Below are 20,692 nucleotides of genomic sequence, written 5' to 3'. Positions count from 1 at the left end.
CGCAGATGTGACGCAGGTCACATGCATGCTCTCCCGGGGGCCGGGCACACGCTGGATATCCCCCCACGGGGTGGCACCCCCCCCCGCCACCCCCTGGCAACCGCCCTCACCGGCCTATCCCCCCCCGGGCCCGGTGAGGGCGTTGTCGCGTCCGGGGCGGAGCTGCGTCGGCTCCCCGTCCCCGCTCGCGCGGACCCGCCCGCCGTCAGACCGGATCGGCCGGGGCGTCCCCGTACACCCGCTCCAGCAGCTCCATCAGCTCCGCGTCCACGGGGTAGGACCGGTCGTCGATGCGGTGGACGGGCACGATCCCCTGGGAGTTGGTGACGAACGCGGCCCGGAAGGCGTCGAGGCCGTCCAGGGTCACCGGCCGCCGGGCCGAGGGGGACCCGGCGAGGGCGAGCCCTTCCTCCAGCAGCGCCATGGTGATCCCGATCAGCGCGGGGGCGTCCGGCCAGACCACCCGATCGCCGTCCCAGAAGCCGATGTTGGTGATCGCGCCCTCGGTGACCACTCCGCCGGGGGCGGTCAGCAGCGCCTGGTCGTACCCCGAACGCACCGCCAGCCTGCCGTAGTAGGTCTGGCTGAAGTCGCCGGGCCGCTTGAGGTGCGGCAGTTCGCGGGCGTACGCCACCGAGAGGAGGCTCAGCGGCTTCCCGGGCGGTACGGCGGGCGGTGCCACCGTCACCATCAGCACGGTCCGCGTGGCGCCCGGCGGCAGGAAGCCGTGCACCCGCACCGAGGCGTCCCGTAGGCCGGCTCCCGACAGGGCCTTGCGTACCAGCTCGCGCAGCGGTTCCGCCTCCAGGTCCAGGCCGAACAGCTCCTGGTTCGCGGCGCGCAGCCGGTTCAGGTGGAGGTCCCAGCCCCGCACGCGTCCGTCCCTGACCTGGAAGGCCGTGAAGTGGCCATAGCCGGAGAAGGCGGGGATCCGCAGATCGTCGGGGGTCGCGGGGTGACCGTCGAACTCGACGTACGGGGCGGGCGAGGCAGGGATCATGGAGTCCACGGTAATTCGTGGAGCGGTACCGGGCGGACGCGCCCCGGGTGCGGGAGGCGTCGGCGAGGGGCGCCCGGCGGGAGCGGCGGGCCGATTATCCGTCGGTTTCCTCGTGCCCGCGCAGGGGTGGCGAATTCCTCGAAGAAGGCCGTGCTGCGGTGACCGCCGCTTTCTGGTCGGACAATTTCCTCGTTGGCCTGATTCTGTCCGGAAGTGGAATGCGTGGTGCGCAGGGTCGGGTGATTCCCGTTTCCCGTGCGCGGAGGAAAGGGATTCCTCCGCGCACGGGAGAGTTGTACGGCGGTCTGACCGGCTCACGCCGACGAGGAGGCCGTGGGAGTCCGGCGCCCGGAGGCCCCGTGGCGGCTCCGCGTCCGCCGCCGCACAGCCGGCCCGCCGTGGAGGCGGGTTCTCACAGGGGGGTGCAGAAACCGACTTCCGCGAGCGCCTCCCTGACGAGCTGGCGCACGTACTCGGGGCTGGGCGGATCGCCGGAGTCGCCCTTCGGGCCCCTGGGCCCCCGGGGGCCCACCTGGCCCTCCGGGCCCGGGTCTCCCCGGGAGCCCTGCGGCCCCCGGGGGCCTGCCGGGCCCTCCCTGCCGTCGGCGCCGGGGAGGCCGTGTGCCCCCGGCTTTCCGTCCCTGCCGTCCCGGCCGGGCTGGCCTTCGGCGCCCGTCGCGCCGACGGCACCCTCGGGACCGGGCGGGCCGCCCACGCCTTCGGGGCCCGCCGGCCCCTCGATGCCGCGCAGTCCCTGCACGCCGACCGGGCCCTCCGGTCCGGTCGCTCCCGCGGGGCCGGCAGGACCCGTCGGCCCCGCCGACCCGGTCGGACCGGCCGGACCGGGGCAGCCCGTACGGCCGCTCGGTCCCTGCGGTCCGGCCGGCCCCTGGGGTCCCGGCGGTCCTGGCTCGCCTCCGAAGGGTGGGGGATCGCACGTCGGCCCGGGGTTCTCCGGGGCCGGGGCCTGCGGGTCGTCCGGTGCGCTCTGCGCGGGTGACGGTGTGTCTCTGGGGGTGGGAGTGGACGAGGTCGTCGCGGCCATGCCGCCTCCTGGCGCTCTTCGCACCGCGTGCGCGGTGCGTCCGATGGGCGCCGTCCCGCCCGCGGGCGGGACGGCTGACGCGAACGGAGAGCGAGCGGCCATTCACCTTTTCGGCGAACGTCTGAGGTCGAACCATGGGAGCGGCTCTTCGCTGTCCGTGCTTATGGTGAATATTCCCTGGTCTCTCATTTGGGTAACCACGCCAAAGAGTGGCGTAAAAGTATTATTTAGATGATGGGGGGGAATTCCTTTTCCGTGAAATGGAGTGGAAGTGGGCGATGTTTCCGTGTGATCATGGCGAGAAAAGGTCGGGTGTGCAGGAGCTGCGGAAACGAATATGCGGCGCGTTCCGCCGAGATCCGCGGAGAGGAGGGGGCACCGTCAGGAGTGCGTTCCGGCCACCCCTCCCCTTCTCCGTACCCTCGGTGAACCCTTCGGCCGGGACGTCGTGGGCGCGCCCGGCGGCTTCTTCCGGGCGGAACGTGCGGGTGAGGAGAACGGGCGGCGGCCGGGGCCGTACCGACCGACAATCGGAAGCGGACCCCCGGGGCAGCCGCGCCCCGGACCCCGCGCCCCGAGGAGAGCGACCATGGCGACGCCGCCCGCCGCATGGCTGACCGTGCAGACCACGACCGACAGCGAGGAGAAGGCCCAGGCCCTGGCCCGGGGCGCGGTGGAGGCCCGGCTCGCCGCCTGCGCGCAGATCTCCGCGCCCGTCACCTCCGTCTACCACTGGCAGAACGCCGTGGAGACCGCCGAGGAGTGGCAGGTGCTCTTCAAGACGAGGACCGAGCGCTACGACGAACTGGAGGAACACCTGCGCGCCGCCCACGACTACGACACCCCCGAGATCATCGCCACCCCCATCGTCCGGGGCAGCGCCCGCTACCTCGCCTGGGTGACCGACCAGACCTCCTCGGCGGTGGCACTGTGACGACCACCGACCGGTCGCCCGGCCCCATACCCGCGCCCGGCGCCGTACCCGCATCCGCGTCCGGCTCCGGGGCGGCCGGTGGCGAGGAGTCGCTGCCCTTCTTCGTCTACGGCACCCTGCGGCCCGGCGAGCACAACCACGACCGGTACGTCCGGGGCCTCGACGTCCGCGAGCAGCCGGCGCTGCTGCACGGCGGGGCGCTCTACGACGGCCCCGGGTATCCGTTCGCCACCGACGGGGACGGTACGGTCCTGGGCGCGCTGATCACCGCGGCACCCGAGGAGTACGGCCAACTGCTCGTCGCACTCGACCGGTTGGAGACGTACCTGGGGCCCGACGACCCCCGCAACCTCTACGAGCGGGTCGTCCGGGACGTCGAGGTGCCCGGCACCGGGAGTGTGCGCGCCTGGATCTACCTCGCGGCCGCCGCGGTCTCCCGCACCCTGCACGCGAGCGGTCCGCGCATCCCGGGCGGCGACTGGCTCGGCCACCGCCCTCCCCGGAACGGCGCCCCGGTGACGCCGTAGGCCCGGTGCGACCGCGTAGGGGTGTGGGGCCACCATGGGGGACTGTTGGGGTGAGGCAGCACCACCCATGACCCGCCGGTGAAAGGTTCCCCATGCATCGACTCGTCGCCCAGCTCTGGCGGCTCATACGCGGCCCCCTCCAGTGGCGCGTCCTCTGGCTGGCCCACGCCAAGTTCAACGTGGGGGTCACCGGGGTCGTCCGGAACGACGCCGGTCAAGTCCTGCTGCTGAAGCACCGGTTGTGGGCCGCTCAGCACCCCTGGGGGCTGCCGACCGGCTTCGCCGTCAAGGGCGAGGAGTTTCCGCTCACCGTCGTCCGCGAGGTGAAGGAGGAGACCGGGCTCGACGTGGAGCCGGGCCGACTGGTGCGGCTGAGGAGCGGCTACCGGCTCCGCCTCGAAGTCGCCTACGAGGCGCGGCTGGTGGGCGGCACCCTGGAGATCGACGACTTCGAGATCCTGGAGGCGAGGTGGTTCGACGTGGACGCGCTCCCCGCCGCCATGCAGGAATCGCACCGTGAGCTCATCCGGGGCGAAGACCTGCTCTGAGTACCCGGCTCCGGCGGTGCCCGGTGCCGGGCCTCACAGGACTCACACGGCCGACATAAATGTTTGCGAGATCGCTGGGAATATTGTTGACAATCCCGTAGCGTGCGTCCCGCCTCGGCCCCGAGGCCGAGGTTCCGACGAAGCACCCCGTGCGGCAAGGGCACGCGGTGCTCCACGAGGGGAGACCCCATGCAGCGGCTCTCGACGCCCTTCGGGTGCGAAACGCCCGAACACCCCACCGCCGTAAAGGAGATGCCGCGCTCCGCGCCCCGCAAGCGCCTGCTGAGAGGCGTGGCGGTCGCGGGCTCGCTCGCCCTCACGGCGCTCGCGGTGCCGTCCTCCTTCGCGGCCACGAGCGGTTCCGCCCAGGCCCGCGCCCAGGCATCGGCCCCGCGCGGTGCGCACGCCGTCGACGCGGAGGACGCCGCCCTGGACTTCGACTCCGCCGCCTACACGACGGTCACCGTCACCGTGGACGGGCAGCCGATGAACGTCCGCTGGTACAAGGAGATCTGCTACGTCGCGCACCCCGTCGAGGCGGCGGCCCAGCAGCCCGGCGGGTTCGGCAACACCACGATCTCCAACACCGCCTGCGGCTACCAGGCGATGAACGTGTTCGTCCCCGAGAGCGCCTTCGGCGACCAGCGGGCGCCGATCTACTTCGCGGTGAACAACAGCGGCTGGATGGCCAGTTACATCAAGGCGAGCGTCACCGGCGGCGCGTCCTACTCCAGCGCGACGAGCAACGTCGGCGCCGCGCTGAAGGCCGGTTACGTCTTCGTCGACGTCGCCAACCGCAGCCGCGGGCTGCTCGGCGCCGACGGCACGAACCCCGGCAAGGCGCCCGCCGCGGTGGTCGACGCCAAGGCCGCCGTGCGCTACCTGCGCCTCAACGACGCCACCATGCCCGGCAGCGCCGAACGCATCGTCATCAACGGCACCAGCGGTGGCGGCGCGTTGGTGTCGATCCTGGGCGCCTCCGGCAACAGCGCCGAGTACGACCCCTACCTCGCCGAGATCGGCGCCGCGGGCATCGACGCGAAGGGGCGCAGCACCCTGCGCGACGACGTCTTCGCCGTCAACGCGTACTGCCCGATCACCGACTTGGGCAACGCCGACAAGGCGTACGAGTGGCTGTACAACATCCTCGACACCCGCGCCGACACCGGCCAGAACCCGTCACCGGAGGACGCCGCCGCGATCGCCGCCCAGTTCCCCGCGTACGAGAAGAGCCTCGGCCTCCGCAACCCGGACGGTTCGAAGCTCACCGCCGCGAACATGATCGACACCATCCGGAAGGAGGTCGTCCGCTCCGCCGAGACCTATCTGAAGGCCGACCCGGCCAACACGATTCCGGCCCTCGGCGCGACCTTCGACCTCCAGTCCGGCGGCGGATTCCCCGGCGGGACGCCGACCACCAAGTCGTACGTCAACGACTGGATCGACGTCGACACCGCGACCCGTACGGTGCGCTCGGTCGACATGAAGAAGTACCTCGCGTTCGTCGTCGCCCAGGCCACCCTGAAGACGACCCCCGCCTTCGACGCCGTCGGCGTCAACGGGAACACCACCAGCGGCACCGAGACCAACCTCTTCGGCCCGGTGGACCAGAAGTACATGAACTACACCGAGTACAGCTGGGACCACAACGACGTTCCCGGCGACGGCAGCGGCATCGACGACACCGGCCTGACCTGGGACCAGTACACCGCGAAGCGCACCACCACCGTGGACGACCAGATCCACCTCATCGACCCGATGGACTTCATCGGCACCGGCGCCGACACCGCCGCCAACTGGTACGTCCGCGCCGGCACCCGCGACCGGGACACCTCGTTCATCGTCTCGATCAACCTCGACCGGGCGCTCGAAGCGGACCAGCAGGTCAAGGACGTCGACTACCGGCTCGCCTGGAACCAGCCGCACGCCGGCAACTACGACGTGCCCGAGGCCATGGCCTGGATCGCCAAGGTCGTCCGCAAGGCCGGAGACCCGCTGGGCGCCAACCACCGCTGACGGCGGGGCGGTTGGGGCGGTCGGGGCTTCCGCGCCCCGGCCTGTCACCTCCCGGGCCCGTCATGCTCGGGCCTGTGATGCCCCGGCCCGGCACGTCCCGGCCCGGCACGCCCAGGCCTGGCACGCCCAGGCCTGGCACGCCCAGGCCTGGCGCGTCCCGGCCTGTCGCGGACGAGCGCTCACTCCTCGTCCGCGACGCCGGGCGTGACAACCGGGGTCCCAGGGGCCCCAGGGTTCAGGACTCTGGGGGGCGCCGTCCCGGAGATCAGCGGGTCAGGCCGCGTTCCCCGGACGGGTCCGGCGCCTGCGGGCCGTGACGGCCACCGCGCCGCCCGCGAGAAGCATCAGCGCACCGGCTGCCGCGATCGCCGGCGTGGAGCCGCTGCCCGTCGAGGCCAACGTCCCCGAGGCGGTCGGCGAGCCCGACGCGCCCGCTCCGGCCTTGCCGCCGGCGGACACGTTCCGGACCCCCGCGCTCTGGGTGTCCGTGCCCGGGGCCGTGGCGGTGGGCGTGGGATCGGCGGTGGCCGAGGAGGACGTCTTCACCACGAGGGACGCCGTGTTGTTGGCCTTGTCGGTGTCGGCGTTCAGATCGCCCCCGTACACCGTGGAGACGGTGACCTTGCCGGAGGTCGTGGCCGGAGCGTCCGCGCCGACCTTCACGGCGAACGGCAGCTCCAGCGTCTCGCCCACGGTGAAAGGCGATTCCACCGCGCAGATGTACTCCGGGGCGCCGGGCGTGGGCTCACCCATGCCGCCGCCCGTCCACACGCCGCACTTCGGCGGGATCGTCACCGCGGTGGTGCCCTTGGGGATCTCGACCAGGATGCCGATCTGGGCGTCGGAGTTCACGAGGTTGAAGTCGGCCGGTCCGTTGTTGCGTACCGTCGCGGTCAGCGCGGCCTGGTTGCCCGGTGCGACCTCGGCGGTGGAGCCGGTGACCTCGATGTCGGCCGTGTTGTCCGCCTCGATCTGCCACTGGGCGTGATCGGTCCGCACGACCGGCGGTGTGCCGTCCTCGACGAGTTCGAGCACCGGTCCGGTGGAGGCAGCCGTCTTCGGCACGGAGGTGGCCACGGCGGCGATCTGGTAGTCGACGAACTCGTAGAGCGCCGTGGGCTTCACGGCGATCCCGACCGGCGACGAGAGGCGGTAGGCCTTGCCCGGTTCGACCGGAGTGGTGAGGTGGCAGACCGCGAGGTCGAAAGACTGGCCGTATTCCGCGGGGATGTCCGTGGTCGTCCCGTAGGTGCAGTTGGAGAACTGCTGGGCGAAGCCCAGGCCACGGGTGGTGGCGAGCGTGAGGTCCACCTGGTCGGCCACCAGCGAACCGGAGTTGGACACCCTGATCGGGGCGTTCAGGGTCGAGCCGGGCTCGACGTCCCCGGTGTCCGGAATCCTCTGGATACCGAGATCCACCGCGCCGACGGTGACCTTGACGGTCATCTCCTCGACGGTCGCGTTCGACGAGGTCGCGAAGAGCCGCGCCGTGCCCGTGGTCCCGAGCGGGACGCCCGGCTTGGCGTTCATGTCCAGGACGCCGCCGGCGTGCCCGTCGGGAGCGATGTCGTGTGCGGGCCACGTGCAGATGTCGCCCACACAGGTGGAGTCGAGGTCCGTGAACGCGGAGATGCCGGAGGCGTCGATGGTGACGACCACGTCCTCGGCGGTACCGCCGTCGGCGTCCCCGTCCAGCCCCCAGTTGATCTGCGGCGGGTCCGACCGGTCGGCGGGCTGCGGCAGCCCCACCTCGGAGCGCGCAACCGTGAACTTCAGCGCGGGCCCGTCCTCGGCGTGAGCCGGAGCCCCCACCAGAACCGTCCCGAGCAAGGCGGCGGCCGTGAGCGCGAGCGCCGCCGACCAAGAACGCCGATGAACTGATGACATCTGGATTTTCCCCTCCCATGAGCCGGAGTTGGTGCACCGGCTGCCTCGTGTGACGAGCGGGGATCACGAATGGTTGTGCCGGAGCCCGCCTGACGCGTCGAAACCAACTCCGCCGCGACGGTGCAAGAGCACCAGCCTCTGCCAGTTCGGAGCCGTGCTCGGTGCCGCGGCGAGCGTGCGTGCCAGGCGTCTTTCGGCAGACGGCACTTCGACGACCCGCCCAAGGCTCCCCCGACCGGATGGCGGTACTTGTCGTGGTCGTCGTAACGGTCACCGGGCGCGACTCCGGGGCGACTCAGGGGCGGCGCCGGGGTCGGCCGACGGCCGGGTCGGGATCGGCCGGCTGCGGGCCGAGAGGCTTCTGCGAGGATGTGGGCAGCCCTTGCAAGGGGGCGGGCCGGGGGCCGCTGCGGGCGGTGGGAGCGGGGGAACGGCGTGGGCTTCAGCGGAGTCGACGGAACGACGGACGAGTTGTTCGCGGGGGCACTGGCCGAGGTCGGCGCGGATGACGAGGAGCGCTCCGTGCCTTTCCTGGTCGCCCTGCACAACCGTCCGACCCGCGAAGTCTTCGACCGAGCGGCCGCCTTGCTGAGCCGCGAGGACCCGGTGGAACGGGAGCTGGGAGCGCGGATCCTGCGCGAGCTCGGCCCGTACGGCACCGAAGGCCGTCGGCCGTTCACCTCGGAAACCATCGGTGTCGTCCTGGCCGAGATCGGTGACGAACCTGACCCAGGGGTCCTGGGGTGGATGATCTCCGCACTCGGCTACCACTCCGCCCATCAGGCTCTTGACCTGGTACTGGGTCACCAGGGTCATCCGGCGCAGCCGGTACGTTTCGCGGTCGCCGCCGCGCTGCCCGCCTTGGCCGATCCCGAGCTCACGGAGCAGCGAGTCGTGGAGGCGCTCCTCCGGCTGGCGGAAGACGACAACGACTCGGTGCGCTGGTACGCGCTGTACGCGCTGTTCAACGAGATGGCCGGGATCCCCGATGAGCACAGGAGGCTGTGGGCCACGCACTTGATCGGGCAAGCCGACGCACAACGTCGCGAAGAGATGTCCCGTATCGCCACTACGCTTGCCGACGAGGCCGATGGCGTCCTGCGCGACCTTCTCGGGCAGGCGGGGACGCGGACGACAAGACTGCCGGAGCGGTGAGGAAGCAGCCGGGCGACCGCGGGGCGGGGCCTGCCGGCCCGCGGGGAATGCCCGCGCCGCAGCAGGGGGACTCCGTCGACTCGGTGCGGAGGCCGACGCGGTCGGCCCCGCCCGGATCGCGATGCGCCCGAGGCGGGTCGCCGACCGCTCACGCGTCACGCCCCCGTGATTCCTGGGCGTCCAGGAACTCCGTGATCTGGGCTGCACCGATACGTTGCAGCCAGGTGGGGAAGTCCATCGCAGCGGGGTGGATCCGTCGTGTGGCGGGGATGTCCGCGCGGTAGCCGCGTTCGCCCAGCCACTCGTGGGCCAACGCGAACTCCTCGTTGACAGCCCGGATCGTCTCCATCGGAATCTGCGCGTACGGAAGCGGGCGCTTGATGGCCGTCGCGATGTGAGCGGCAATCTGGACGGGGGTCAGCTCGTCGCCGGCCAGGGCCGTCGCGCGCCCGATCCACTCCTGGGGCCGTGAGAACGCGAGTTCGGCGACGACGCCGACGTCGTCCACGGCCATGATCTGCAGCGCGACGTCCGGGGCGAGGCCGGAGACCAGGCTGCCGCCTTGGTGGGCGTATTCACCGGTGTAGTTCTCCATGAAGGAGACAGGCCGCAGAACCGTGACGGGCAGGCCGAGCTTCGCGAGGTGCTGTTCGATCCGCCACTTGCTGACCAGGTTGGTCGGCAGCGTCTCACTGTCGTGGCGGTCCGCGCCGGCGATCGAACTGAAAACGATGTGCCCGATGTTGGCGATACGGGCGGCTTCGGCAACGTTCATTCCCCAACGGACCTCGTCCTCCGCAGAGAAGCCGGGTGCCGTACCGGGGGAACCCACCGTGGGCTGGACGCTGAAGAGACCGTAGGCGCCCTCGGCGGCGTCCACGAGGGAGGAGACCTCCTCCATCTCCGCACGTACGATCCGCGCTCCGGCACGCGCAAGGGCCTTCGCCGGGGCCCCCTCCGGATTGCGCGTGAGCGCCCGCACCTGCCACCCACCGTCGAGCAGATGCTTGGTCACCGCCCGGCCCTGTAGGCCGGTCGCGCCTGTCACCACGATGGTCCTGTCCGTCAACTTCACTGTCTCTCCTGGACTTTGCGGAAGCCGGGGAGGACTCCCGATAAGTGGGGTGGCCCCCCGTTTATTGCTCGATACAATATGGAGGGCCACCCCGGTTAGCAAGCCGTCAGGAGATTCCGTGCCCCGAAACGCCACAGCGCCGTCCTCGCCCAGGCGGCCCATGCGAGCCGACGCGCGGCGCAACTACGACCGGATCCTGGCCGCCGCCGGGGCCGCTGTTGCCCAGCACGGCGCCGAGGCCTCCCTGGAGGAGATCGCCCGGCACGCCCAGGTCGGCTCAGCCACACTGCACCGCCACTTCCCTTCCCGGCAGGCGCTGCTGGAGGCCGTCTTCAAAGACCGGGTCGAGGCCCTGTGCGCCAAGGCGCACGACCTGGCCGCCGAGCCCGACCCGGGCGCCGCGCTCGTCACCTGGCTCCATGCCGTCGGCGCACACGCCGTCACCAACAGAGGTCTGGGGGCATCCCTGATGCCCGGCGCCGACACTGGTGATCCGACGTTCGGGGACACCTGCCACACGATGATCCTGAACGCGGGCAGCGAACTACTCGCGCGCGCCCACCATGCGCGCGCCGTGCGATCCGACGTCACCATCACCCAACTGCTCAAACTCGTGGGAGCCATCGCGCTGGCCACCGAACTTGACAGCGACGGCGCCGCCGAGACCGAACGCCTCCTGACGCTCGTCATCGAGGGGGTGCGCCCACCGGAGACAGGGCGGGGGCGGTCACTCGACACGCCGAGCGAGGGCTGTTAGCGCCCTTCTGTCGTCAGGGCTTTCGCGCCCCACGCGCCTGTCCTCGGCCGCTCCTGGGCTCTGTGCACGTGCGGTCGGATTCTGTGAGGTGGGGTAGTGGCACGTGGCAGAGGCGGAAACGCGCGGGAGGAGAGCGGGCCGGTCCGGTGGCGTGCTCGTGGTGGTGTGCGCGGCCGTTCTGTTCGCGGGCTGCGGCGGCGACCGTGGCGACCCGCACCGAAGTCGGAAGCAGGACCAGCGATCCGTACGTGCATGACCTCGTCCGGCGGGGGGCCTGCCAGAACGGCGACGGCAGGGCCGACCAGGTCTCGCCCGCCTCCGCCACCGGTACGGGGCTCCGCATCACCCTTCCGGGACAGCGGAAGCCCCCACCGCGACCTGCGCGACGGGGGCCCGTCCGGTGCCGGTTGGCCGACTGCTCAGATGGCGCTGAACTCGCCGGCCTTGACCCCTGCCACGAACGCGCTGAACGACGCGGCGGAGAGGCCCAGGACAGGGCCGCTGGTGTCCTTGGAGTCGCGTACGGGGACCGCGCCGTGGGCGGCGGCGAGGTTGGTGGCGACCTCGACGCACTGGCCACCGTTGGCGCTGTAGGAAGACTTGAACCAGTGGAGGGATTCGGTAGTCACGAGGTGCCCTTTCGTACCTGGCTGATCATGGCCACGGACGCCGCCTGTGAGAGCGCTTCGGCCGCGAGTTGATGGTAGGCCGTGAGGAGTGGTCCGACGAAGCGCATATCGCGCTCCAGTTGCCCGGATTGGGCGGACTCCGCGTAGGCCACATAAGACCTGTCGGACAGGGTGATCAGCGTGACCGGCGTGTAGAACGAGCGGCGTTCGCCCAGTTCGAAGGGGGCTACCTGAATGACGGTGTTGGGCAGCGCTGCGATTGCGGCCAGATGATCCAGTTGTTCCTCCATCACCGTCGTCCCGCCCACGCGCTGCCTGATGCAGCTCTCGTCCAGGACGGCGTAGATCTGAGGGGCAGGCGTACGAGCAAGCGACTGTTGGCGTCGGGTCAGAAGAGCAAGTCTCTCCTCGGCCTGAAGCTCGGTGATCGCTCCACGACGTACCGCACCGCTTGTGATGGCAGCCGCGTACCCCGGGCTTTGGAACAGGCCTGGGACGACGCCCATCTCAAAGAGGCGGATCTCCGTAGCTCGCCCCTCCTGGATGACGAACTCCGGGAATCCGTCGAGAATCGCGCTGTTTCGGGTGGCCGCCCCTTGCCGCGTCAGTGCATCGCCCGTACCGAAAGCCCGATCGGTACTTGCGGTGAACTTGGCAGTTGGAGTTCGTGCACCAGTTTCGACCCCGGAAATATGCGAAGCGGAATATCCCGTACGAGCGGACAGCTCGTCCTGCGTCCACCCGCGTTCCTCCCGCAGCCTGCGCAGACGTTCCCCGAAGGCCGCGCGTGGGCTTGCCTCAGGGTCCAACTCCTTGCGATTCGCCACTCTTCATCGATCTTTCGTTCAGTCTCGTGGAGGTTGAAGGCGTTTTAAGAGTAAGTCACTCTGAAGACTCCTGGTAGCAGAACGGCTACAGAGAGGAGTTGCCCATGTCCGTGCCCGACGCCGGTACTTCGGCGGAACAGGGCCCCGGCGGACCGCTTCCGGCCCCCGGCGCACTCATGGTGGACACCAGTCGTGAGGACCGGGTCGGGGAGTTCCGAGGGGTCGCGGGCCCGTACTGGGCCATACGGCCTGTCGGCGGTGGGGTCGAGTGGGAGGCCGCCCCCGGGTGCGTACGGCCGGCGAACCCGGCAGAGCGGCTGCGGGCGGACAACGCGCGCTGCAATGCCCGGAGTCGGGGTGAGGTGCTGTGAGCACGGAGCCCGACCGCATCAGCCCCTACGAGGCGGGGCACGCGCCCGACCGCCCTGACGCCGACGGCTGTTCCGCCTGCCTGGAATTCGACTGGGCCGAGGAGGACGCCGAGCGGGTTGGTGACCTGAGCCTCGCGACCGACTGGCGGATTCTGCGCAGGCGCCACCAGGCGGCCGACCACCCGGCACCGGCGGCCGGGCCCCAGGCGGAGGTGGCTGAGCACCCGGCGGAGGTGGCCGACCACCCGGCGGAGGTGGCCCTTACCGACTCCGCCGATGCCCCTACCGCCTCCATCCGCTGAGGACCGACGAACGAAGGGGAAGCGCTCCCGTGCGCTTCCCCCCGGAGGAAGTGCCCCATGTCGCAGTGCACCGCCGTCGCCCTGCTGCCTGCCTCGCAGCGCGCGGCCCGCAAGGGCGGAACTCCCGCCGAACCGCGGCCCATTCGGTGCGTACTCGGGGAACAGCACCCCGACGAGCACGCCTATCTGCTGTGGGACGACGACCGGCTCGGCGGCGGGGTGTGGGTGCGCTGGACGGCCGGCGGCCGCATGTACCGGGTCCTACTGATCCGGTGCACCCACCACGACGAACTGCACGGTCCATGCGCCCTGTTCGCCGACCATCCCTCCGGTCACTCCTGGGAGGTGTAGGGGGCTGTCCGGCGGATCGCGGACGGTCGCGCGGTCACTGCATTCCCCTGCCGGACGCTCGGACGAATGCGGAGGATCGCCACCTCTACCGACTCAACGTCACCAGTCCGAAGACCACCAACGCCACTCCCACGCATCCGAACTGCAATCTCATGAGTTCAAGGCTCTTCCAGGGCGTCCCCCACCGCGACCTGTGCGGCGAGAAGACCACGTCTGCCCGGTCCCACACCCAGAGGTCCACGCCGCGCCAGCCACAGGCCACCACGACGGAAGCGCCGCCCGCGAGCAATGCGAGCATTCCGCGTAAAAGCACACTGTCCTCGCTGGTTCACGGAACGGTCGCTGCGGCAGCGATCGGGCGCCGGCTCGCCCCGAGCCGCCGCTCAAGGCTTTCGCGGGGATGCCGAGGAGACGAGCGTCAGCGCGATGAACAGGGCGACGGGATAGGCGCATGCGGACCACGGCGGGGGAACGACCTTCTGGGCGCCAACGACCAAACCGGCGAGCAGGAGCCAGCTCGCCAGGAGCCATGGACGCCGCAGCAGAGCCCTGATCACAGCGGTCCGAGCGCTCCGTGTGCCTTCCCCCCTTGATCCCATGGCCGGACCATAACCTCCCCCCACGCCGCACGACTACGGCGGGCAACTCCTGATCCGCCGGACATCCCCTGCGCCCCTGCGGGCGGGGAGACGCGGGCCGGGCCGCCCCCGCCCGGGCCGTCACCCCATCCGCCGGGCGCTCACCGTCCAGAAGACCGCGAACCCCGTCCATGAGCTCGCGAACGCCCAGGTCAGCGGGTGTCCGCCGAACAGTGCCAGGGAGCCGATCCATGCGGTCCCGAAGGCCACGAAGAGCAGGCCGAAGCTGTGGAAGGCGAAGAGTTCGGCGAGGCGTCCGCTGAGCACCGCCCACGCGCCCACCGCCAGGGCCAGACAGCCCACTGCCAGCTGCCACAGGACGCCGCTCTGCGAGGACGGCGGGTAGGAGTAGGTGTGACCGAGCACCTTCAGTCCCACCACCTCGCTCCGCCACAACCGGACTTCGGCGGGGTCGCCCGTCCCGACCTTGTCGTACGCTCCCGAGTCCACCGCCAACCAGTCGGTGTGGTCGGGTCGTTCGACCTTGACGTCGTAGTACGTCGTGCAGGTCGTGGTACCGCCCCCGCCGTCCCCGCTCGTACCGTCGTACGTGCACTGCTCGCCCGTACGGCGGTCGAGCACCGTGCCCGCCTCCCGCCGCACGCACGCCTCCCCGACGTCCCCGTTCGCGCTCCCGGCCGGGCTCCCGGCTGTTCCCCCGCCCGAGCTCCCGTCCCCGCTGCCGGTCGCGCAGACCGGCGCGTCGCGGTAGTCCATGGTCGCCGCGTACCCGTCGGTGATCTGCTGGCCGCAGAGGAAGACCCCCCACCCGGACGCCAGGACGACCAGTCCGCGTAACCAGACGGGCAGCCGCCCGCGGTTCCCGTTCCGCCTGTACCCCGTCGACTTCACGATGCGGTGATGCCCCGGGGCCGGGACCCGCATGCCTGGCCGACTGCCCCGCGCCACGCGCACCGGCGTCTTCGTCCGGCGGCGACGGCGGTACTCAGACGAGCGACTTGATGGTTCGGTCCGCGCACCGCAGCGTGTCGTCGATCGCCCGGTCCATCTCACTCACGTCGGCGTCGGCCGCGAGGAGAGCGGGGACGTTGATGATGCTGGCGGAGAGGAAGCTCCCGGCCACGGTGAGGAACTCCTTGTACCGTTCCTGCCCGTCGCGTCCGAGGGATTCCCAGTCCCGGGGCTCCGCCGGAAGGCCCGCCCGCCACTTCTCAAGGGCATGCGTGCCGTGCACTTCCACGTACTCCATGATGGCCGTGGCGCGCGACAGCACGTCGACCATGACGTCGAAGCCTTGCTGCGACTGAGCCAGAGCCTCCTCCGCGGCCTCGACCCCGATGCGCAGACGTTCCTCCTCCCTCTTGTTCCGCCGCTTTCTCAAGACGTAGAACCCGGCCGCCGCCAGCGCTGCCGCCGGAGCGGCGACCACGCCTGTGAGCAGGAGAATCCCGCCGGCCATGCCCGCACCGCCCGCCGCCAGCGTGCCTCCTCCCAGGAGGGCCAGCGTCGCGTTGGTCGCAGCGACCCCGGACAACCCCGAGATGGCCGCTCCGGTGGAGGCGGTCCCGAACATCGCGGCGGCGGTGAACGCGCTGTAGGCCGCGGCGCCTCCGGCCGCCGCCCCGAGCGCACCCCCGGCGGCGCCTCCGGCGGAGTCGCGAATCACGCTGGCGATCCCGGCGGACATGGCCTCGATACGGATCGCGGCAGGGACCGCACCCGTGCTGCCGCTCTCCGCCTCGCTCGGCCGTTCCGGCTCGGGCGCCCCGCTGATGGTCCCGGCCAGCTCCACGAACCTCATGAAGAACGTGTCGCGGACGACATCGTGGGCGCGGTTGAAGGCTTCAGCGTGTTCCTGGGTGATCTTCGTCCGCTGGGCCACCTTCTCGTTGATCTCGGTGTGGCGTCCCCTCGTCTCCGCGACCTGGTCGCGCAGCTTCACCGGTCGTTGGCCCCGCTCAAGAGCGAGAGACCTGGTTCGGTCCTCCGCCTCCTGGGTGAGCTGCTCGGGTGTCAGCCGGAGGGCGAGGGCGAGGGCGGCCAGGCGGTGCTCCCGGGGGCTGATGAGCCCGTGCTCGATCCGGGAGATCGAGACCGCTCCGCCCTTCCCGTACTCGGCCCGCTCGCCCAGGTCTTCCTGTGTCATCGGTGGCTCCTGGGCCTGGCGGTGCTCCCGGATCACCAGGCCCATCGCCTCGGCGCTGAACTCATTCACCGGCTCCCCCTCCCTTGGTCGTCGGGCGGTGGCGACGCCAGGAGGACTGAAGCTCACGCGCCAGCACACCACCGGAGAGCGCGGCCCGGGTGCCGTCCTCCAGGAACTGCTTGGCCGCTTTGACGACGGCCGGGTCACGGCGGACTTTGCCCGCCGTCTGGATGTTCTGGCTCGCGGTGACGGTGAGTTGGGCGAGGTCGATGCGAGGCATGGCGGGAGACCTTTCGTCGCTGCAAGTGCCTACGTCCACGCAACATAGCGTCGCTTAGTGTTCCGCGTCCGCACTATGGTCATTCCGGTCGTGCCAACTCTGCTGTTGTGGGCCGCTCTTGGGCTGGTCTCGGGGAGTCGGTCCCGTGGCGCACATGGCGTGCCAGTCGGCGCCGGGGAGTCGCTCCCGTGGCGGACGCGGACGGCGGCCCTGGCCTCACCCCCTCACCCCTCACCCCCGCGCCGCCGAAAGGGCGTCCGCGACGCCGGTCTCCTTGCGCCCCAGGAAGTGCGGGTCGGGCCGGAAGACGGCGTCCAGGGCCGCCTTGCCCGCCGCGAAGACCTCCCGCGTACCGCCGTAGTACCAGGTGGCGTCATGCGGTTCGTCGACGCCGACCCCGTACGCGTCGATCCCGGCGGCCCGGCAGAGCGCGACCGCCCGCCGGATGTGGAACCCCTGGCTCACCAGGAGCGCGCGGTCCACCCCGAAGATCTTCTTCGCCCGCACGCAGGAGTCCCACGAGTCGAAGCCCGCGTAGTCGCGGACGATCCGGGCGGCCGGCACCCCGTGCGCGGTGAGGTAGGTCCGCATCGCGTCCGGCTCGTCGTACTCCGTACGGCTGTTGTCGCCGGTCACCAGGAGGACCTTCACCTTGCCGGTCCGGTACAACTCGGCTGCGGCGTCCAGCCGGTGAGCGAGGTACGGGGTCGGCTTCCCGTCCCACAGCCCGGCCCCGAACACCACGGCCACACCCTCGGCCGGCGCGTCGGCCGTGGTCCGTATGTGCGCCTCGGCCGAGGTGTACATCCACGTCATCGGCGCCAGCGCCACCACGCAGGCCACCATCAGCCCCTGCACCGCCCGCCGTTGACCGCGCCGGGTGCGCGGGAGCCGTGCGGCCCACGCGCGCGGACGCAGGGCCCGCCGCAGCCTCGGCGGTACCAGGGCTCTCGGCAGTCTCGGTCGTCGCATGGAACTCCCCTCGATGAGCGGCGCACGGCGCTCGTGCGGCCCTCCCCCTCACAAGGGGACGAACGGGCGCGCTCGTGGGTTCTGCGCCAGGGGAGATCCTTGTCCTGCCCCATGGGCCGGCCTGCCCGGCGCGTCCTTGAGTACCGCCGCCGGACGGTCGAGGCCGCCTGCGGCCCTCACCCCTTGGGCACCCACGGCGCCGGCAGCGGCTCGGGGCCGTCCAGGGCGTGGCGGACCTTCTCCTTCAGGGACTTCGGCGGGGCCTGCCCCTCCTCCCGCGTGTGTACGAGACGGGCGGTGGTCACGCGGAAGTGGCACGCGCGGTGGTTCTGGCGGACGTGGACCAGCCAGGAGCCGTCGCCTGCGAGGAAGGCGCTGCGGCCCGGGGTGTCCCCGGGCCGGGCGTGGCGGGCCAGGATGCCCGGCACGTAGTGCAGTGCCGCGTCCTCGGCGACGGCGCACGCCTCCGCCTCCGTACCGTTCACGGGGTGGCTGGCGGTCAACGTCCAGTGGTGCAGCCTCAGTTCGATGCCGTCGGCCCGCCGTGTCTCGCGGGTGTCCTCCTCGATGAGGACGTACCACCGATCAGTCATGGGCGAAGCCTACGGGGCGCTCCGAGGGGTGGGCGATACCCCAACTGGCTGTATTCGGTGAGGGGTTCGAGCATCTGCGTGGGGCAGGGGTCTCGGATGCCGTCGCAACCGTGGCTGTGGATCCGTGGCCGCGAGCTCTTCGGTCCGTCGCGCGGGGAGTTCGCCGCGTCGCGACCCTTGACGAGTACACGAAGACGGGCCAAGAATGATCACGCACTGCGGTATGACAACGTTGTCTACGTTGGAAGAGGCGTTCTTTCCATGAGATGGACCCACTGGATGCGTGGCGCGGGGACGGCGGCCGCCACGGCCGCGCTCCTCGGCGGAGCCGTCGCCGCGCCGGCCGCGGCCGACTCCGGCCGGCACGGTCAGGACAGGCTCACCGATCTCGTCAACCCGTTCATCGGGTCCGAGAACGAGGGCAACACCTACCCCGGTGCGGCCGTGCCGTTCGGCATGGTGCAGTTCTCGCCCGACACCGGTCACAACACCGGATACGACTACACCCAGAACCACATCCGGGGCTTCTCCACCGTGCACATCTCCGGTGTGGGCTGCGGCCTCGGCGGTGACCTCCCGGTGCTCCCGACGACCGGCGACATCACCTCGACGGACAACGCCGTCTACGCGGCCGAGTTCAGCCACGACGACGAGAAGGCCGCTCCCGGCACGTACGAAGTCGGCCTGAAATCCGGCATCAAGGCGGAGCTGAGTGCCACCGCCCGTACCGGTGTGCAGCGTTACACCTTCCCGGCCACCGACAAGGCCAACGTCCTCATCAACGCGGGCCAGTCGCTGCACAAGACGGTGAGCACCAAGGTCGAGATCCTCGACAACCGCACCGTGCGCACCGCCATCACCGGCAGCGGCTTCTGCCAGGACACCAAGCCGTACACGGTGTACACGATCACCCGCTTCGACCGGCCGTTCAAGGTCTCGGGTACGTGGAAGGGCGACGTCGTCACCGAGGGCTCCACGTCCTCCACCGCAGCCGGTGAGCGCAACGGCGCCTTCCTGCGGTTCGACACCACCAAGGACCGCACCGTCGAGGCGACGACCGCGATCTCCTACGTGGACGCCAAGGGTGCGGCCCTCAACCTCCGTTCCGAGGGCGGCCGTAGTTACGACCACGTCGCCAAGGCCGCGCAGGCCGCGTGGGAGGACCGCCTCGACGACGTCAAGGCGCAGGGCGGCAGCGAGACCGTCCGCCGGACCTTCTACTCCTCGCTGTACCGCTCGTTCCTCGCGCCCAACGTGGGCAGCGACGTGGACGGCCGCTACACCGGCTGGGACCAGAAGATCCACCAGGCCAAGGGCTTCACGTACTACCAGAACTGGTCGCTCTGGGACACCTACCGCACCCAGGCCCAGCTGCTGTCGCTGCTGGCGCCCAGCGAGTCCCGCGACATGGCGATCTCCGTCATCAAGATCGACGAAGAGAGCGGCTGGCTCCCCAAGTGGGGCTACGGCACCGTCGAGACGAACATCATGACCGGTGACCCGGTCACCCCGTTCCTCACCAACGCCTACCAGCAGGGCCTCCTCAAGGGGTACGAGGAGAAGGCCTACAAGGCGCTGAAGAAGAACGCGGACGGCGTGCCGCCCGCCGACTCCGCTCCGGTGGGCCGCGAGGCCAACAAGGAGTACCTCGCCAACGGCTTCGCCCCGTACATCGAGAACCGCGCGCACGTGAAGCCCGGCGACTCGGACTACGACCACGGCGCCTCCGCGACCCTGGAGTACGCGCTCTCCGACGCGATGCTCGGCCAGATGGCCAAGGACCTCGGCCACAAGGCCGACGCCGCGCGCTACACCGAGCGGGCCCAGAACTACCGCAAGATCTTCGACAGTTCGACCGGCTTCTTCCGTGCCCGTGACGCCTCCGGCGCCTTCACCGGCCCGGTCGACCCGGCGCAGAGCGTCGGCTTCCACGAGGGCACCTCGTGGCAGTACCAGTGGCTCGTCCCCCAGGACCTGCCCGGCATGGTCGACCTGATCGGCGGCACGCAGTCCGCCAACGCCCGCCTCGACTCCTTCTTCGCCTACGACCAGCTGGTCCAGGACCCGGCGAAGACCGCCCGCGAGACGTGGGTCAACGGCCCGTACGCGTACTACAACGCGGACAAGTACAACCCGCAGAACGAGCCCGACCTGATCGCCCCGTACACCTACCTCTCGACCGGCCAGCCCTGGAAGACGACCGACGTGGTGCACGCCGCGCTCACCCTCTTCACGGACGCCCCGACCGGCATGACGGGCAACGACGACCTCGGCACGATGTCCGCCTGGAACGTCCTCTCCTCCATCGGGATCTTCCCGGTCCAGCCGGGCACCGACACCTGGGGCCTCTCCACCCCCGTCTTCGAGCGGGTGGACCTGACGCTGGACAAGCGCTACTACCCGAACGGCAAGCTCACCGTGAAGGCTCCGGGCACCTCGGACTCGGTGCGCTACATCCAGTCCGCGAAGGCCGACGGCCGCTCGTACGCCAAGACCTACCTGACCACGGACGACATCCGTGACACCCGCGAGCTGACCTACGAGGTCGGCACGGAGCCCTCCACGTGGGGCACCTCGGTGAACGCGGCTCCGCCCGCCCTGAAGTGACGCGCTGACCGGCAATCACTCGGTACACACCGACGCGAGGACCCGCCCCTCACCGGGGGCGGGTCCTCGTG

At 70.7% G+C, this 20,692-nt stretch carries 21 protein-coding genes; 10 read left to right on the top strand and 11 right to left on the bottom strand.

The genetic code is table 11. The annotated features are described in order from the left end of the window. Window positions 1-205: 205 nt before the first annotated feature. Window positions 206-1,000 (bottom strand): aminotransferase class IV family protein, encoded by a 795-nt coding sequence (locus OG599_RS10445; protein ID WP_327175700.1) that lies wholly within the window; start codon window positions 998-1,000, stop codon window positions 206-208. A gap of 412 nt (window positions 1,001-1,412) precedes the next feature. Further along, on the bottom strand, window positions 1,413-1,760 hold the full coding sequence (locus OG599_RS10440) for a hypothetical protein (protein WP_327175699.1): 348 nt from the start codon (window positions 1,758-1,760) through the stop codon (window positions 1,413-1,415). An 874-nt stretch (window positions 1,761-2,634) separates the two neighbouring features. On the opposite strand from OG599_RS10440, the gene cutA reads away from it, so the two are divergent. The 4 genes from cutA to OG599_RS10420 all read left to right on the top strand — a co-directional run bounded on the left by cutA (window position 2,635) and on the right by OG599_RS10420 (window position 6,070). Beyond that, window positions 2,635-2,979 (top strand): divalent-cation tolerance protein CutA, encoded by a 345-nt coding sequence (cutA, locus tag OG599_RS10435; protein ID WP_327175698.1) that lies wholly within the window; start codon window positions 2,635-2,637, stop codon window positions 2,977-2,979. Window positions 2,980-3,071: 92 nt separating this feature from the next. Then, window positions 3,072-3,506 (top strand): gamma-glutamylcyclotransferase family protein, encoded by a 435-nt coding sequence (locus OG599_RS10430; protein ID WP_327179987.1) that lies wholly within the window; start codon window positions 3,072-3,074, stop codon window positions 3,504-3,506. Window positions 3,507-3,598: 92 nt separating this feature from the next. Beyond that, a complete protein-coding gene (locus OG599_RS10425) occupies window positions 3,599-4,054 on the top strand; it encodes an NUDIX domain-containing protein (protein ID WP_327175697.1) in 456 nt (151 codons plus the stop codon). A 189-nt stretch (window positions 4,055-4,243) separates the two neighbouring features. Continuing rightward, complete coding sequence (locus OG599_RS10420; protein ID WP_327175696.1) at window positions 4,244-6,070, top strand: subtype B tannase; 1,827 nt, start codon at window positions 4,244-4,246, stop codon at window positions 6,068-6,070. Window positions 6,071-6,343: 273 nt separating this feature from the next. Here OG599_RS10420 and OG599_RS10415 read toward each other — a convergent pair whose 3' ends face one another. Further along, window positions 6,344-7,957, bottom strand: a complete 1,614-nt coding sequence (locus tag OG599_RS10415; protein WP_327175695.1) for an LPXTG cell wall anchor domain-containing protein — start codon at window positions 7,955-7,957, stop codon at window positions 6,344-6,346. 435 nt (window positions 7,958-8,392) lie between these two features. Between OG599_RS10415 and OG599_RS10410 the strand changes: the two genes are divergently transcribed. Beyond that, complete coding sequence (locus tag OG599_RS10410; protein WP_327175694.1) at window positions 8,393-9,112, top strand: HEAT repeat domain-containing protein; 720 nt, start codon at window positions 8,393-8,395, stop codon at window positions 9,110-9,112. 148 nt (window positions 9,113-9,260) lie between these two features. On the opposite strand, the gene OG599_RS10405 is transcribed toward OG599_RS10410, so the two are convergent. Further along, the gene (locus OG599_RS10405; RefSeq protein WP_327175693.1) at window positions 9,261-10,181 is read right to left on the bottom strand and encodes an NmrA/HSCARG family protein; all 921 of its coding nucleotides are present in this window, start codon (window positions 10,179-10,181) and stop codon (window positions 9,261-9,263) included. Window positions 10,182-10,347: 166 nt separating this feature from the next. Here OG599_RS10405 and OG599_RS10400 point away from each other — a divergent pair, with 166 nt between their 5' ends. Continuing rightward, window positions 10,348-10,944 carry a TetR/AcrR family transcriptional regulator gene (locus OG599_RS10400; protein ID WP_327175692.1) on the top strand — a complete coding sequence of 199 codons (597 nt, stop codon included), beginning with the start codon at window positions 10,348-10,350 and terminating at the stop codon, window positions 10,942-10,944. A 419-nt stretch (window positions 10,945-11,363) separates the two neighbouring features. Here the strand turns inward: OG599_RS10400 and OG599_RS10395 are convergent, their stop codons facing one another. Next, window positions 11,364-11,573: a DUF397 domain-containing protein gene (locus tag OG599_RS10395; protein WP_327175690.1), complete on the bottom strand. Its 210-nt coding sequence runs from the start codon at window positions 11,571-11,573 to the stop codon at window positions 11,364-11,366. Next, window positions 11,570-12,400, bottom strand: coding sequence for a helix-turn-helix domain-containing protein (locus OG599_RS10390; RefSeq protein ID WP_327175689.1), 831 nt, complete (start codon window positions 12,398-12,400; stop codon window positions 11,570-11,572). The genes OG599_RS10395 and OG599_RS10390 overlap by 4 nt, the downstream gene beginning before the upstream one ends. Before the next feature lie 104 nt (window positions 12,401-12,504). On the opposite strand from OG599_RS10390, the gene OG599_RS10385 reads away from it, so the two are divergent. From OG599_RS10385 to OG599_RS10375, 3 genes are read left to right on the top strand one after another with little or no spacing between them, the layout of a single operon-like run. Beyond that, a complete protein-coding gene (locus OG599_RS10385) occupies window positions 12,505-12,771 on the top strand; it encodes a hypothetical protein (RefSeq protein ID WP_327175688.1) in 267 nt (88 codons plus the stop codon). After that, window positions 12,768-13,073, top strand: coding sequence for a hypothetical protein (locus tag OG599_RS10380; RefSeq protein ID WP_327175687.1), 306 nt, complete (start codon window positions 12,768-12,770; stop codon window positions 13,071-13,073). The genes OG599_RS10385 and OG599_RS10380 overlap by 4 nt, the downstream gene beginning before the upstream one ends. 57 nt (window positions 13,074-13,130) lie before the next feature. Continuing rightward, entirely contained in the window at window positions 13,131-13,424 is a 294-nt protein-coding gene (locus tag OG599_RS10375; RefSeq protein ID WP_327175686.1) for a hypothetical protein, read from the top strand. 719 nt (window positions 13,425-14,143) lie between these two features. Here OG599_RS10375 and OG599_RS10370 read toward each other — a convergent pair. The 5 genes from OG599_RS10370 to OG599_RS10350 form a co-directional block, all read right to left on the bottom strand. Then, entirely contained in the window at window positions 14,144-14,914 is a 771-nt protein-coding gene (locus tag OG599_RS10370) for a hypothetical protein (RefSeq protein ID WP_327175685.1), read from the bottom strand. A gap of 94 nt (window positions 14,915-15,008) precedes the next feature. After that, window positions 15,009-16,238, bottom strand: a complete 1,230-nt coding sequence (locus tag OG599_RS10365; RefSeq protein WP_327175684.1) for a hypothetical protein — start codon at window positions 16,236-16,238, stop codon at window positions 15,009-15,011. Further along, entirely contained in the window at window positions 16,231-16,449 is a 219-nt protein-coding gene (locus tag OG599_RS10360; protein ID WP_327175683.1) for a hypothetical protein, read from the bottom strand. Before OG599_RS10360 ends, OG599_RS10365 begins: the two co-directional genes overlap by 8 nt. A gap of 231 nt (window positions 16,450-16,680) precedes the next feature. After that, window positions 16,681-17,421, bottom strand: a complete 741-nt coding sequence (locus OG599_RS10355; RefSeq protein ID WP_327175682.1) for a SanA/YdcF family protein — start codon at window positions 17,419-17,421, stop codon at window positions 16,681-16,683. Window positions 17,422-17,597: 176 nt separating this feature from the next. After that, a complete protein-coding gene (locus tag OG599_RS10350; protein WP_327175681.1) occupies window positions 17,598-18,014 on the bottom strand; it encodes a hypothetical protein in 417 nt (138 codons plus the stop codon). A 261-nt stretch (window positions 18,015-18,275) separates the two neighbouring features. Here OG599_RS10350 and OG599_RS10345 point away from each other — a divergent pair, with 261 nt between their 5' ends. After that, window positions 18,276-20,621, top strand: a complete 2,346-nt coding sequence (locus tag OG599_RS10345; RefSeq protein WP_327175680.1) for a GH92 family glycosyl hydrolase — start codon at window positions 18,276-18,278, stop codon at window positions 20,619-20,621. Window positions 20,622-20,692 lie beyond the last annotated feature (71 nt).

The sequence above is a fragment of the Streptomyces sp. NBC_01335 genome (genome assembly GCF_035953295.1).
In the GTDB taxonomy this organism is placed as follows: Bacteria; Actinomycetota; Actinomycetes; order Streptomycetales; family Streptomycetaceae; genus Streptomyces.
This window is presented reverse-complemented; position numbering and strand designations above follow the sequence as displayed.

Bases quoted from the DNA above. Each gene is read 5' to 3' on its own strand.
- OG599_RS10445 (WP_327175700.1), bottom strand. From the start codon at position 1,000: ATGATCCCTGCCTCGCCCGCCCCGTACGTCGAGTTCGACGGTCACCCC.
- cutA (WP_327175698.1), top strand. From the start codon at position 2,635: ATGGCGACGCCGCCCGCCGCATGGCTGACCGTGCAGACCACGACCGAC.
- OG599_RS10425 (WP_327175697.1), top strand. From the start codon at position 3,599: ATGCATCGACTCGTCGCCCAGCTCTGGCGGCTCATACGCGGCCCCCTC.
- OG599_RS10420 (WP_327175696.1), top strand. From the start codon at position 4,244: ATGCAGCGGCTCTCGACGCCCTTCGGGTGCGAAACGCCCGAACACCCC.
- OG599_RS10415 (WP_327175695.1), bottom strand. From the start codon at position 7,957: ATGTCATCAGTTCATCGGCGTTCTTGGTCGGCGGCGCTCGCGCTCACG.
- OG599_RS10400 (WP_327175692.1), top strand. From the start codon at position 10,348: ATGCGAGCCGACGCGCGGCGCAACTACGACCGGATCCTGGCCGCCGCC.
- OG599_RS10385 (WP_327175688.1), top strand. From the start codon at position 12,505: ATGTCCGTGCCCGACGCCGGTACTTCGGCGGAACAGGGCCCCGGCGGA.
- OG599_RS10375 (WP_327175686.1), top strand. From the start codon at position 13,131: ATGTCGCAGTGCACCGCCGTCGCCCTGCTGCCTGCCTCGCAGCGCGCG.
- OG599_RS10360 (WP_327175683.1), bottom strand. From the start codon at position 16,449: ATGCCTCGCATCGACCTCGCCCAACTCACCGTCACCGCGAGCCAGAAC.
- OG599_RS10355 (WP_327175682.1), bottom strand. From the start codon at position 17,421: ATGCGACGACCGAGACTGCCGAGAGCCCTGGTACCGCCGAGGCTGCGG.
- OG599_RS10350 (WP_327175681.1), bottom strand. From the start codon at position 18,014: ATGACTGATCGGTGGTACGTCCTCATCGAGGAGGACACCCGCGAGACA.
- OG599_RS10345 (WP_327175680.1), top strand. From the start codon at position 18,276: ATGAGATGGACCCACTGGATGCGTGGCGCGGGGACGGCGGCCGCCACG.